Origin of the sequence: Calothrix anomala FACHB-343, assembly GCF_014696435.1 — a bacterium.
In the GTDB taxonomy this organism is placed as follows: Bacteria; Cyanobacteriota; Cyanobacteriia; order Cyanobacteriales; family Nostocaceae; genus Aulosira; species Aulosira anomala_A.
The window spans coordinates 1-13725 of record NZ_JACJQG010000097.1 but is presented as its reverse complement, the minus strand read 5'-3'; the positions used below and the strand labels follow the sequence as shown (position 1 = coordinate 13725).

At 40.5% G+C, this 13725-nt stretch carries 13 protein-coding genes; 5 read left to right on the top strand and 8 right to left on the bottom strand.

Annotated elements, in window-relative coordinates; genetic code table 11:
* The first annotated feature begins 70 nt into the window (after positions 1-70).
* Entirely contained in the window at positions 71-1723 is a 1653-nt protein-coding gene (locus H6G08_RS38605; RefSeq protein WP_190551240.1) for a caspase, EACC1-associated type, read from the top strand.
* A gap of 222 nt (positions 1724-1945) precedes the next feature.
* On the opposite strand, the gene H6G08_RS33920 is transcribed toward H6G08_RS38605, so the two are convergent.
* On the bottom strand, positions 1946-2395 hold the full coding sequence (locus tag H6G08_RS33920) for an orange carotenoid protein N-terminal domain-containing protein (protein ID WP_190551239.1): 450 nt from the start codon (positions 2393-2395) through the stop codon (positions 1946-1948).
* 604 nt (positions 2396-2999) lie between these two features.
* Entirely contained in the window at positions 3000-4775 is a 1776-nt protein-coding gene (locus H6G08_RS33915; protein WP_190551237.1) for an SWIM zinc finger family protein, read from the bottom strand.
* 380 nt (positions 4776-5155) lie between these two features.
* On the opposite strand from H6G08_RS33915, the gene lpdA reads away from it, so the two are divergent.
* From lpdA to H6G08_RS33895, 4 genes are all read left to right on the top strand, one after another.
* A complete protein-coding gene (gene lpdA, locus H6G08_RS33910) occupies positions 5156-6586 on the top strand; it encodes a dihydrolipoyl dehydrogenase (protein ID WP_096645302.1) in 1431 nt (476 codons plus the stop codon).
* A 173-nt stretch (positions 6587-6759) separates the two neighbouring features.
* A complete protein-coding gene (trpC, locus tag H6G08_RS33905; RefSeq protein WP_096645300.1) occupies positions 6760-7650 on the top strand; it encodes an indole-3-glycerol phosphate synthase TrpC in 891 nt (296 codons plus the stop codon).
* A 122-nt stretch (positions 7651-7772) separates the two neighbouring features.
* Positions 7773-8021, top strand: a complete 249-nt coding sequence (locus H6G08_RS33900) for a DUF5340 domain-containing protein (protein WP_096645299.1) — start codon at positions 7773-7775, stop codon at positions 8019-8021.
* Positions 8022-8193: 172 nt separating this feature from the next.
* A complete protein-coding gene (locus H6G08_RS33895) occupies positions 8194-8340 on the top strand; it encodes a hypothetical protein (RefSeq protein ID WP_190551235.1) in 147 nt (48 codons plus the stop codon).
* Positions 8341-8540: 200 nt separating this feature from the next.
* Here H6G08_RS33895 and H6G08_RS33890 read toward each other — a convergent pair whose 3' ends face one another.
* The 6 genes from H6G08_RS33890 to petM all read right to left on the bottom strand — a co-directional run bounded on the left by H6G08_RS33890 (position 8541) and on the right by petM (position 13401).
* On the bottom strand, positions 8541-8768 hold the full coding sequence (locus H6G08_RS33890) for a DUF2949 domain-containing protein (RefSeq protein WP_096645295.1): 228 nt from the start codon (positions 8766-8768) through the stop codon (positions 8541-8543).
* Positions 8769-9275: 507 nt separating this feature from the next.
* On the bottom strand, positions 9276-9785 hold the full coding sequence (locus tag H6G08_RS33885; RefSeq protein WP_190551261.1) for a DUF192 domain-containing protein: 510 nt from the start codon (positions 9783-9785) through the stop codon (positions 9276-9278).
* 176 nt (positions 9786-9961) lie between these two features.
* On the bottom strand, positions 9962-10648 hold the full coding sequence (gene nblR / locus H6G08_RS33880) for a response regulator transcription factor NblR (RefSeq protein WP_190551233.1): 687 nt from the start codon (positions 10646-10648) through the stop codon (positions 9962-9964).
* 341 nt (positions 10649-10989) lie between these two features.
* Positions 10990-11907: an NAD(+) kinase gene (locus tag H6G08_RS33875; RefSeq protein ID WP_190551231.1), complete on the bottom strand. Its 918-nt coding sequence runs from the start codon at positions 11905-11907 to the stop codon at positions 10990-10992.
* A gap of 173 nt (positions 11908-12080) precedes the next feature.
* Positions 12081-13103: an SDR family oxidoreductase gene (locus H6G08_RS33870; protein WP_190551229.1), complete on the bottom strand. Its 1023-nt coding sequence runs from the start codon at positions 13101-13103 to the stop codon at positions 12081-12083.
* 190 nt (positions 13104-13293) lie between these two features.
* Entirely contained in the window at positions 13294-13401 is a 108-nt protein-coding gene (petM, locus tag H6G08_RS33865; protein ID WP_096645287.1) for a cytochrome b6-f complex subunit PetM, read from the bottom strand.
* Positions 13402-13725 lie beyond the last annotated feature (324 nt).

The window sequence follows — 13725 nt, the reverse complement described above, 5'->3', positions numbered from 1 at the left end:
TGATTTGAATACTGTATAAAATATAGAATTAGAGAAAATTTGCGTATTTAAACGGAACTAAGCAAGCAAAATGGCGAAATATGCATTGCTGATTGGGGCTAGTGAATATGAGTCTCCAAAGATAAATAATTTATCTGGTGTGATTAAAGATATTGAAGCAATGCAGCGTGTGTTGAAGAATCCAGACATAGGCGGATTTGATGAAGTCAAATTTTTGTCTAATCCTGATTCCGATACCATGCGATCAGAAATTGAGCAGCTGTTTCTCGAAAAATGTCAAGAAAAAGACGTAGTGCTGCTGTATTTTTCTGGACATGGCTATAGACATGAAAACGGAAATCTATTTTTTATCAGCCGCAATACTAAAATCAATACTCAAGGTTTACCGATAATTGGCACAGCTGTAGATGCTAAATTCATTCATGATTATTACATGCGTCCTAGCAAATCTCAGCGACAAGTATTAATTCTTGACTGCTGTTTTAGTGGTGCTTTTGCTGAAGGGATGAGCGCTAAAAATATTGTTAATCTCAGTATTGAAAATGAAATCAGCACGCAATTAGGTGGTGAAGGTAGAGCTGTGTTAACTTATTCTACAGCTACACAACCTTCTTATGAAGATTCGGGTGGTGGAGTTTACACTAGCTATTTGGTTGAGGGAATTGAAACCGGAGCCGCAGATAAAGACAATGATGGTGTGATTACTGTAGCTGAATTGCATGAATATGCCAAGCGCAAGGTTATAGAAGCAAAACCAGTGATGAAGCCGGAAATTTTTGCAGTTAAGGAAGGTTATACAATTCACCTAGCCAAAGCACCATTGGACGATCCAAAATTAGATTATCGTAAAGAAGTTGAGCAATGTATTAGAAATGGTCGCGTTTCGGTTGTGGGACGCAAGGTTTTAATTCGTAGACAAACTGAGTTGGGGTTAAACCCAGAAATAGCAGCAGCGATAGAAGAAGAAGTTAAAAAACCATTTCGTGAATTACAGGAAAGCTTACAGGAATACGAACAAACTCTGATTGAAGCATTAGAAGAAGAACCAATTCTTAGTGATGGAACTGTTGATGATTTACATCGATTACAACAAATTCTCAAGCTGCGAGATGAGGATATTAAACCAATACACGATCGCCTAATTGCTCAGAATTTAATTTCGACCAGTAAAAGTATTTCTCCGCAGCCAAGCTCAACAATTAATACTCTACAATTAGTAATTAAAGAAGAGGATGATCTTAGTTCCGAAAAAAGTATAGATTATACAAAATTACGTAATCTACTAGCAGCAGGGAAATGGAAAGATGCTGATTATGAAACTTATGTATTGATGGTTAAGGCTTTAGGTAAGCAGAATGGCCATTATTTTAAGACAGAAGAATTATTAAACTTCCCTTGTACTGACCTCCACACAATTGATAGTCTATGGGTCAAATATAGCAATGGACTTTTTGGCTTTAGCGTTCAAAAAGAAATTTACTTGAGTGTTGGTGGTCAGCTAAATAACCAGTCTAATAAAGAAACCTGGGATAAATTTGGCGATCGCGTAGGATGGAAATTAGAAAAAGATTGGATTGATTACGATAAAGTCACTTTTGATATTTCTGCTCTAGAAGGACATCTCCCTATTTTATATAGGCGTTCGATAGTTGTAGTTTTTGGAAATGTGTCGTGGTCGTTTGTGGTTCTCTTCTCTCGCATCGATTTATGTAAAGCTGCGTAGGTTGGGTTGAGGAACGAAACCCAACATTTCCAGGGGTTTGTTGGGTTTACACACGGTAAGCCCAACCTACAATTATCTATTAATGAAGGTTGGTGCTTTAGCTTTAAGCTTTATAAAGCACCAACCTTCCTAATATTAATGAAAAGAATGATTGCAACCAATGGATTTACAGAAACTGAAACCAGAAGTTAAATTCTGATTCAAAATCCAAACTGGTTTAACTTAACCCAAAGCTTGCACAGCAGTCAGCATAAAATTCAATCGTTGATCGAACTCTAGCTTTTTAATCTGGGCGACAAATTCATCTGTTCCATTAGGAAGTTTATACTCAGAAGGAACTGGGATAATAGTACCGTTTTCAATTCCTTGAGACAGCAACAACCAAACCTCTAATTTAGCATTAGGGCTTAAGGCTTTGTAAGCACGGTTAATCTCACTATTTCCACCCCGTAGTAAGTCACGTTGTGCTTGCAATTGTTCTTGCTGAGATAAATCTTGGATTTTATCAAACACAGCTTTACCAGGAATTTCTACACTATTAGGAGGCGCTGGATTTAGCTGATCCTTAATATCCAGATAACCGTACCAAAGTAAAGCTAGTTGAGTATCTACATCAAAGCGTTTGAAAGTTTCTAAAGCTGGTTTTGTGCTTTCGTCAACTGTATAGGTCATAAACACTCCAAAATAAGCGAATTTTCCTTAGTTTTGCGATCGCTAAGAAAAATTTCTTTGCGTTACTCCACATAAGTTAACGAATGATTCTAGAGGCATAATCCCACAAAAGATAGAAACAATACTTACGCTGTCAGACAGATGAAGCAAGTCTGAGGATAGAAGGATTAACAATTCAAAATTCAAAATTCAAAATTCAAAATTAAAGAGATTTTCAGACGGGGATTTACACCCCCGGCGGAAAATGATACTCCGTATAGACGTAGGGGTCTTAAACCGTTTTATTTACGATAAAATAGATAAGGAAGACCAAAAAAATAAATGACAATTGTACAGACGTGATTAATCGCGTCTCCGATAAATAACAAATAAAAAATATCTTTAAAATTTACGGTAGTGGCGAAACTGAAGTCAAAGCTAAAAATAGCCTCTCTCTTAGCTTTGTCACCCACCTTGGAATGAATTCCAAGGCTCATAGCCCAAGTCTACTTTAGTAGACTCAAGATTTTGAAGATATTTAGTCATCTTGAGATGACTTTGGCTATGAGCAAGGAACTTCAGTTCCTTGCGGTAAGCGGGTTTCGCGTTAAGTTGACACCTGTGCCTAATCTAACCCTTGTTCTTTAATTAATCCCATCAATTTCCGCTTGCGCCCATGCTCTTGAATTAACTTGGCTTTATAACTATCCCAATCTGCTTTTCTTCCCGCTTCTAAATAAGCAGTACGGACTTTTTTTAACCATTGAACTGCGGTATTATAATATTCTGCTTTCCCGGCTTCCATAATTAATTCGGCACGATGGCGAGCATTAGCAATTACCCAATCAGGCTTTTGCGCAATTGCCACATCCATGACACGATAAATTAAATCGGCATGGTAGGAACTCATTTCGTTAACAATGGCGATCGCATCTTCAATTAAGCCTTCCTGTAAAAATATATCTACCTTGGCTGCTTCTGTTCCCCAACCGCCAGAGGTGCGGAGAATTTGTAATAAATCTGGTTTGACAACCGCCCATTCTTCCCCGGCTAATTCGGCAATTTTTTCATAGCTCACCAATGATGGTTGAATTTGAAAAGCAGCTATCATTGCAGATAAAGCGACTGGTTGATTATTTAATTCTAAAGCTAAATCTGTTGTCCAAATTGCCAAATCGTACTGACAATTTCCTGGTAAATCTAAACCAATTTGGGCAATCTCTAAGGCTTCTAATAAGGAATTTTGCTCTTTGAGGGTTTTTCCCAAAGCAAAGGCTTCTTCCATTGTATTCATCTGGGCTTGAGCAGCAATTATCGCTTCGTCAACTCTCCCCAAACGCCCCAACATAGTTAAATATTGTTCGGTTTGTCCTTCGGCGGCGGCTAAATACAAGTATTCTTGGTAACGTTCTTGCCGTTCGAGAATTTTCAGGCGAATTAAAGCTAAATCATCGGCGTAGTCGGGGATATCATCTTCCCATACTCCCATATCGGGAATATCACCTTCTAACACTTGTAATAACAGTGGGTAATGCCAACCTTGGCGTAAAGCTTCCGAAGCCAAGCCAAAATCAGCATCCCATTCATCTTGCCATGTTTCCAAATTAACTTGTAAATCAACTTTTTCTACTGGGGTGAGTTCGGCTGTGAGAATGGCTTCGCACCAAGCTGCATTTAATTGTGGGAGAATTTCATAATTATCGGCACCATAATCAGCCACATCATCCCAATTATCCACACAACTAGAAGTAATGGCTGCTAAAATTGCGATCGCATTTCTCCCATCTCCTTGTTCGCACAAATCTACCGCCCCTTGCACCAAATTCAGTATTTCTTCCGTAATTGGATCTTCATCATAGCCATCTTCCCAAGCACGCACCGCATCGCGGAGAATCTGGCGTACTCTCTGGGCAAATGGTTTAGAATCAAGGTTATATTGGCGTAAAGGTTTAACGTTGTCATGCTTTACAGGAGTGTAAGTAATCCAGGTAACATGGCGATCGACAGCCTCAATCAATCTGGGATACTCTACTATCAACTGTTGGATTAATCTTTGAGTTTGCTGATGATCCAGCCTATTCAGCAGTTGTTCTAATGTCGGACGTTCCTCAATCATTTGTGGCTGACGCATACAAACCAGCATAGTAGCCACAATATGTTTACACCAGCCCTCACCATCATAAGGACAACTACATTTGACTGAGGTTAATCCCCCACTATTAAAACTCAGTCCGACTTCATAAGGATGCGGCTCATTACCATCTACTTCCGCCTGAATGACATTACCGCGTTGAGTTAGATATAGCACCGCATCCGCCTCATAATAAGCCTCACCGCGTTGAAACGATTTAGCGCTAGCATTCCGGCGGATTGTAAATTCACTTAACTTAGGAATTAACATCTGAGAGTGGGAGGATAAACAATTCAAAATTCAAAATTCAAAATGTCTGTTAGTTATTACAGAGAATTGCAAGTTGGTAAGGTAAAGATAATCGTTAATCGTAGGGGCATTGGCACTGCCATGCCCCAAAGCGCGTACCTCATTTACCTGAAATAGGCTCTAATTTCTTAAGCAATGCCCAATGCCCAATGCCCCATGCCCAATTTAAGTATAAAATACAGCGATTATACAAGTTTAAATAGCATACTGAAGATATTCAGTCCCTTTGCCTGCTAGCGTAAATCATAATTTGAAATTAGCAACTCCCGAACCTCAAGGGGGGTTGCACTGATTGCTAGTCAAGTTGAGAATAAATAGGCGGAGCACACGGGGAAACTAACGTGAGTCAGGGATACGATTACGATTTAGTCATTATAGGCGCTGGTGTAGGTGGACATGGAGCAGCCCTACACGCCGTCAGTTGCGGCTTAAAAACAGCGATTGTGGAAGCAGCTGATATGGGGGGAACCTGTGTTAACCGGGGCTGTATTCCCTCAAAAGCGCTGTTAGCGGCTTCGGGGCGGGTGCGGGAGTTACGGAATACCCACCATCTCAAGTCCTTAGGAATTCAAATCGGTAATGTGGAGTTCGATCGCCAAGCGATCGCTAATCATGCTACCAATCTTGTAAATAAAATCCAAGGCGATTTAACCAATAGCCTCAAGCGTCTAGGTGTTGATATCATCAGAGGTTGGGCAAAGTTAGCCGGTACGCAAAAAGTCAGTATTATTGGCGATAGTGGTGAAAAAACTATCACCGCCAAAGACATTATTTTGTCTCCTGGTTCAGTGCCATTTGTTCCTCCAGGTATTGAAGTAGATGGCAAAACTGTATTTACTAGCGACCAAGGTGTCAGGTTAGAATCGCTACCTAACTGGGTAGCAATTATTGGCAGTGGTTACATTGGTTTAGAATTCTCTGATATATACTCGGCTTTAGGCTGCGAAATCACGATGATTGAAGCCCTGGATCAATTAATGCCAGGATTTGACCGCGATATCGCCAAATTAGCCGAACGGGTGTTAATTACCCCCCGCGATATTGAAACAAAAGTTGGTATCTACGCCAAACGAGTTATCCCTGGTTCGCCAGTGGTAATTGAGTTAGCTGATTTTCAAACCAAAGAAGATTTAGAAGTGATTGAGGTAGATGCTTGTCTAGTAGCTACTGGACGCATCCCAGCTACCAAAAATCTCGGTTTAGAATCTGTGGGTGTAGAACTCGACCGTCGTAATTTCATCCCCGTTAATGACAGCATGGCGGTATTATCTGGTGGCGAAGTTGTCCCCCATCTTTGGGCAATTGGCGATGCTAACGGCAAAATGATGCTAGCTCATGCTGCATCTGCCCAAGGTATCGTTGCTGTGGAAAATATCGTTGGTAGACCGCGTGAGGTAGATTATCGCAGCATTCCCGCCGCCGCCTTTACTCACCCAGAAGTGAGCTATGTTGGCTTAACAGAAACCGCCGCCAAAGAACTAGGTGCAGAGCAAGGTTTTGCCATAGCTACGAGCAAGAGTTATTTCAAAGGTAATTCTAAAGCCTTAGCAGAAAACGAAGCCGACGGGATTGCCAAGGTGATATATCGCCAAGATACCGGAGAAGTCTTAGGCGTCCACATCTTTGGACTACACGCCTCAGACATCATCCATGAAGCCTCAGCCGCCGTAGCGCAACGCCAATCTGTAAACACCCTCGCCCATTTAGTCCACGCTCATCCGACACTTTCCGAAGTTTTGGATGAAGCTTACAAAAGAGCGATCGTGCATTAATTTAAGAGTCAAGGGTCAATAGTCTAAAGTCCAAAGTCAATAGTCCAAAGTCAACAGTTTATAGTTACAAATTCACACTGTTGACCATTGACCATTGACCATTGACCCTTGACCATTGACCATTGACCATTGACCATTGACCCTTGACCATTGACCATTGACTATTGACTATTATGCAAATCCGTCGTGTCGCACCGAGTACACCTGTTTCAATTTCCTATTTAAGTTATCAGGTGGCTGTTCCTGGCGCAGAGCCAAACAATATTTTGGAAGAAATTGTCTGGCATAAAGAAATAGAAGTTGAGAAAATGCGGGAAAAAGTGCCTTTAAGGGAATTGCAAAAGCAAGCACTCACCGCCGCACCTACCCGTGATTTTGTAGGGGCGTTAAAACAAGGGAAGACAAAACCAGCGTTAATTGCCGAAGTAAAAAAAGCTTCGCCAAGTAAGGGAGTTTTACGGGAAGATTTTGACCCAATTGCGATCGCACTTGCTTATCAACAAGGTGGTGCTAGTTGCTTGTCTGTACTTACAGATGAAAAGTTCTTTCAAGGTAGCTTTGATAATTTAGCCAAGGTGCGTAGCGTCGTAGACTTACCTTTATTATGTAAAGAGTTTATCATCTATCCCTATCAGATGTATTTGGCACGGATTCGGGGGGCAGATGCAGTTTTATTAATTGCGGCTATACTTAGCGACCAAGATTTGCAGTATTTCGTCAAAATTGCCAATTCTCTCAAAATGGCAGCATTAATCGAAGTCCATAGTCTCGCAGAACTTGACCGCGTGTTAGCCTTAGATGGCATCACTTTAGTCGGAATTAACAACCGCAACTTAGAAGATTTTTCTGTAAACTTACAAACAACTTGTGAATTACTCGCAACCAGAGGTCAGCAGTTACAAGAACGGAACATCTTAGTTGTCAGCGAGTCAGGATTACATACAGCAGAGGATTTGAATTTAGTATCAACCGCAGGTGCATCGGCTGTACTCATTGGTGAGTCATTAGTCAAACAAGTAGATCCACAGTTAGCTATTACCAATCTCTTTGCTAAATCTTTATAGCTTTTATCACTGAATCTATCTCAGGGTTTAGCAAATACTGGTTGCATATGTAACAATTTAGTTATTGCCCAAAAATCTTCGCTTCTCCCACAATCCCCTATTTGAAAAAGCAAATTAACTTCATGGAGCAAATTCCTCTGCCATCACCTATCCACTACGAACTTATACTGCAACTCTTAGAGAGACAAACAATGTCAGCAGTAAGTCAAAACCCGGATTTGCGTCATCAGGTGAATCAGCTAATTATTACTCTGCGTAAAGCAGCTGTCCAACAAAAGCACCTGGAAGAGATTTGCCAGTTTTCCTCTGTTCCGATTGACTATCGTTGGTCAATCAACCACCAAACAGAAAAAGCTGTTGCTCCCGAATAAAAACTCTGGATATCTTCCTTTACTGTATTCTTTCTTAGAATACAGTAATTTTTGGCATCAAAATATATCTAATTCCCAAAATATTAAAATAATTGTCATTGGTCATTTGTCATTGGTCATTTGTCAGTAGGGGCGGGTTTATTTAGATCATCGTTGATCGACGAAGATATGTGTGAACCCGCCCTTACATTGGTCACTGGTAGGGGTTTCCAGGCTATTTACCAGTCAACAGTCAACAGTCAACAGTCAACAGTCAACAGTCAACAGTCAACAGCCATATCAAATAGTTTGGTTTATTTCTAGAAAATTATTTGTGTAAAGTGAGAATTGTTAGCTTGGCTACAGACTGACAGTTCAAAAACTGCACCAAATCAAAAAAGCGAGTTAAAGATTTAACTCGCTTTTTAAATTTAAATTGCCAAAAATAATTAAGGTAAAATTTTGTTTTTTTATTTATCAGCTTTGGTAACAGACATAGCAGATTTGACATCTCTCAATCCTCCTACGAGCTGTTTATATCTATGCCGTCTCCAACCAATCATAAATCTTTTCTAGTTGCTCTAGGGTAATTAAACCATATTGCCAAAGAATCATGGGTAAAGGGCCTGGGTCTTGTTCGCGATGTCGTAACGCCACAGCTAAAGACGCTGTAGAAATTGCCAAATCTTCTTGCAAAAAATGAATCAGTCGAGAATACTTTGATGGTGACATTTGTATCTCACCTCCTTGTGCAGAGTGTATTGTCATATATTGGTTCACCATTTCTCCTTAACCAGTAGCCAGTATCTTATCTGTCACTATGACATTAATACTGAAATTCCACAGCAAATTTTGTCTAAATTTACTTTAAAGAAATTGCCCCGATCGCAGGAAAGTTAAATTTGAAACTCCCAAGCTACTTGCTTGATTGCTGTTCAAGTAGCATTTAGCTCAGGTCAATAAGTTGAATTTCTAGTAACTATAGCAGCTTCTTTAATTACACATGTAGTAATCAAAATTCCTTAGTTAATAGTCTCTTATGAGCGACTATTTACACCTACACCAAAAGGATGATCTTTAACGGATAAACTTCACAGGTCTGGTTCTGCTGTGGAGACATAAGACCTTCCAATGTTTGGTGATATTTTCAATAGTCGCTGAGTGATAGCATATTATACTATATGACGTAATATTTTTTACATCTACATTCTTTATCAAGATTTCACAATCAGTGAAACATCTCACTAATTGTGCAGTTGTAAGTAATAACACTAACTAAAAATAATTAATTTTGATACTATTACCAACTTTTAATCCTAATTCCGAACTTCTACCAGAGCGCAGTTCAATTACGGTATCAATAGAGGTATCAGGGCCATAAGTAGGGCAGGGGTCTTTAGTACAAGGAGGGGCAGAAGTTTGAATATATTTAACAACGCCATTATGAATGAACACCATATCTAAGGGAATCAGCGTATTCTTCATCCAAAAGCGAACTGGCTGTGGTGAAGGAAACTTGAACAACATCCCCTGGTTATCTGGTAAAGATGTCCGATTCATTAAGCCGATTTCTTGCTGCTTAGGAGTCTTTGCCACTTCTAACTGAATTTTGGTGCCATTGGGCACAATAGCCTCAGCCGTAATCGGCAGTTTTTGCCCAGCAGATACTGGTGTTAAAGTTTGAGACTCGGATGTGTTGGTAGGTGGTTTAGCTGTAGTTGGTGGAGAACAACCCATGAGCAAAACACTCAGCAAGATAGAAAATAAACTTAGTCCGCGCAACATAAAATTACCAATTTTGTGATTTGGATTTCGATTGTACTGTGAAAATGGGGTATTGGGCATTGGGCATTGGCTATGCCGTCAACAGTCAACAGTCAACAATTAACAATCCCACCTTGTTTAAGGGTGGGACGGTTACATAATTAGGCTGTAATCTTGCTAAGTCCTGAGATAAATTTTTAAGATTCTCTTAAGACGTAGCCTACACCACGTACTGTTTGAATTAGGCGTTTTTGCCCTTCTTCTTCAATTTTCAGGCGTAGGTAGCGAATGTAGACTTCTATGACGTTTGATTCTCCCATAAAGTCGTAACCCCAGACATTTTCCAGAATTTGCTCGCGGGTTAATACTTCTCTGGGATGTTCCATTAAGAACTTGAGAAGTTCAAATTCTTTCATGGTTAAGTCGATGATGCGTCCGTTGTATATGGCGCGACGAGTACCTATATCTAAAACCAAATCGCCAAAGCGTAACTGTTCTGTGGTGTCTACATCTGGTTTTAAATAGAGACGAATTAGCTTTAAAAAGTCTTCGGAACGGTAAGGCTTAAGAATATAGTCATCGGCTCCAGCTTCTAAACAAGCGACGCGATCGTCTACTGTATCTCGTGCCATCAGCACTAGTACAGGGGAGCGCATACCAGCGTTTCGGAGATTTTTACACAGTGAAAGTCCTGATTCGCCTGCTAACATGCGATCGAGAACAATTAAAGCAGGTTGGCGATCGCGACTGTATTGTAAACCACTAACGGCATCGTGTGCCAAAATCGAATCGTAGCCAGCTTCTTGTAAATCAAAAGAAAGCTGATTAGCTAGGCTTTCATCGGTTTCAATAACTAAAACACAAGGACTATGAGCAGCTGTCATAAGAATATTGCAAGGTTGAATTATAAATAATGAATTATGAATAATGAATTCTCAATAATTTTGGCAGATACCTCTATTATTAATAGCCACAAAGGCGGAAAGCTCATGAAACTTTCCCTAACTGTTACACCTAATTATCTCTAATACAGACAATATGGCGAAGAATTCTGATTCTTGTTCCCTAAATTTATTTTTAGGGTAATTTCATCATTCATAATTCACCATTCATAATTCAAATCTGGAAGGAAATCACCAAAAAAACCAAAAGTCACCAGTCATAAGCCATAGGTTACAGTTTTGGACTAATGACCAATGACTAATGACTAATGACTAATGACTATCTAAGGTAATTCTACCGAAGTGGGTTTGGCAATATGGGGTAAACCCCAACCCAATTTTTCTCGCAAAATCCGAAAGAATTCTGGTGGTTGGAGGCGAATAAATCGGACGCTATATTGCGATCGCTCTAAATATACCCGATCCTCTGGGAATACATAACATCCCCCATTACCATCTACTACCATCACTAACCGGGGTATATTGACTGGGTAGATGTTAACTGGTTCGCTGTCGGGAAACACTAAAGCCCTAGAAGCTAGGGAATGGGGACAAATGGGTACGAGCTGTAACACTGGTACGCCAGGGGTGACGACAGGGCCACCAGCACTTAAAGAATAAGCGGTAGAACCAGTTGGTGTAGAAACAATTACACCATCAGCTGCAATGTCAACTGCTGCATGACGCCCTACGGCAATTTCAAAATGGCACATAGAGGTCAATGGTTCTCGATGGAGTACCATTTCATTGAGACACAATGCTTCCCAAAGTATCGATTCTCCCCGTAGCACTTTGACGGCGAGCATGGCTCGTTCTTCAATTTCATAGTTACCCGCCATCACCTGTTCAATTGCTTGCGGCAATTGATTGAGGTAAGCTTCTGTTAAAAACCCCATGTGTCCAGTATTCACTGTTAATAGGGGAATTCCACAGGGGGCTACTTGGCGAGACGCTGCTAAAACAGTACCGTCTCCACCTAATACCACAGCAAATTTCATTTCTGAGTCAAACCCTGGCGGTGTAAGACCGTCGAGTGGGGTGTGACATACAGGACTTTCTGGATTAGAGTAGCCCAATATACCACCGATACTAGTTGTGATGCATACATTCCAACCGGCTGCGGTTAGTTTGTCTTTGAGTTCGATAGCAATGCGACTCGCTATCGGTTTAAGGTCATTGTAGATAATGCCTGCTTTCGGCACATTCAAATATCCAAGTTTAGGCGACGCTCTGTATTATGCTAATCCTTACACATTTTTGACAACGTAGTCATGTGTTTGGGGTCAAAAGTCAAAAGTCCAGAGTCAATAGTCCACTGTTGATAATTTATTGATTATTGACTAATGACCATTGACCATTGACCATTGACCATTGACTATTGACCATTAACCCTTGACTCTTGACCATTAATTTTTGCAGGTTGTTTAAATGGTGATTTTTTATTAGATTTCTGCTTTTTAGCTTTATTTTTTTCGTAGTCCAGCTCTTTAAGTTTTTTCATAATTCGGCTGAAGTACTCTTGCAGGTAGCTTTCTAGGGTAGTTGTTTGTTGAGGATCTAACCCGAAAACTTGGTATACCTCATCCATTGAGGCATTTAAGGGTTTACCACTGGCTAATACTTCTGTAAATGCTAATCTGTCGGCTACATTCCATCCCCATTGGAAAAATCTCAGGCAACGCCGCACTGTCCGTAGTAAATTGATTGGCATCCGCGTGACTCTAGCTTCTTTACCAGAAAGGCGTTCGCACACTTTAATGATTTCTTCTGCACTCCAAGGGCGAGTACCAACTACGGGGAAGGTTTGCTTTTGGGTTTCTGGTACATTTAATGCCTTGATGGCAAATTTAGCTATATCTAGAGTATCCATGTAAGCTACAGGTGACGATTCACCGGTTACCCACACTGGCTGATTTTCTAAAATCGGAATTCCATATTGACCGATTAACCCTTGCATAAAGCCAGCTAGGCGTAAGATGGTGTAATTTAATCCAGATTCGGCTAAAAACAACTCTGTACACCGCTTAATTTCCATTAAAGGTACTTCTGGATATTTATCGGCTTCGAGGATGGAAAAGAAAATAAAGCGCTCTACACCTGCTGCTTTGGCTGCTTGGATGAGGCTGACTTTACCGTCCCAATCTACTTGTTTAATGCTGAGTGAATCTGTGGGACGAGATGTAGCCGCATCAATGACTGCAGTGACGCCTTCAAGTGCGCCAGGAAGGGTTTGCGGGTAACATAAATCTCCTAATACAAGTTCTGCACCCCATTCTTTGAGGAAAGCAGCTTTTTTAGTACTCCGGACAAGACAGCGTACCTTATACCCCTCATCGATAGCACGACGAGCCACTTGTCTTCCTAAGGTGCCAGTGGCACCGACGATTAATAATGTCATGAGGGTTGTAAATTTTTTTTAATTTATATGACAGGAATTTTAACAGAACGATCGCCTAAACAAAAGTTTACATTTATTTTCATAATTTATACAAGTTATATGTAAAAAAAGCTTTGTCCGAAAACCGGACAAGCTATATTGCCAGAGATATAAACACCTCTGGCGAGTGAAAATCTATTGGTTAGCAGAGTTATTCTTCTTCTGCACCCTGAATTTTCAGTAATAAAGTGCCTATGCCCCAACCTACGAAGATTAAACTGAAAGCCAACAATGCTGTATTCAAAATTTCGCCACCCATTGGTGTGATTCTCCTTAGCGAATGATTGATGTGATACTTATTGCCGTTCAACTTGCTTGCATTCAGTCGATTGCGGCGGATGCTAAAGGTTAGCCTTTAGCTTGCCTGTTTTTTGGTTTGCTCCATAGATTAGACTTGATGACGCTAATCTGATGTTCGCTACGCCTAAAAATCAGGTATTTGAGTTTTACGTTCACCAATTGCCGGAGGCATTAAAGGTAAACTAGGTCTATCAGAAGCTTCTTAACAGCCACTGTTGGATTAGACCAGTGTAAATAATTTTAAACCAGTTTGGTGGCTATTATTGGGCAGGGGGCAGGGGGC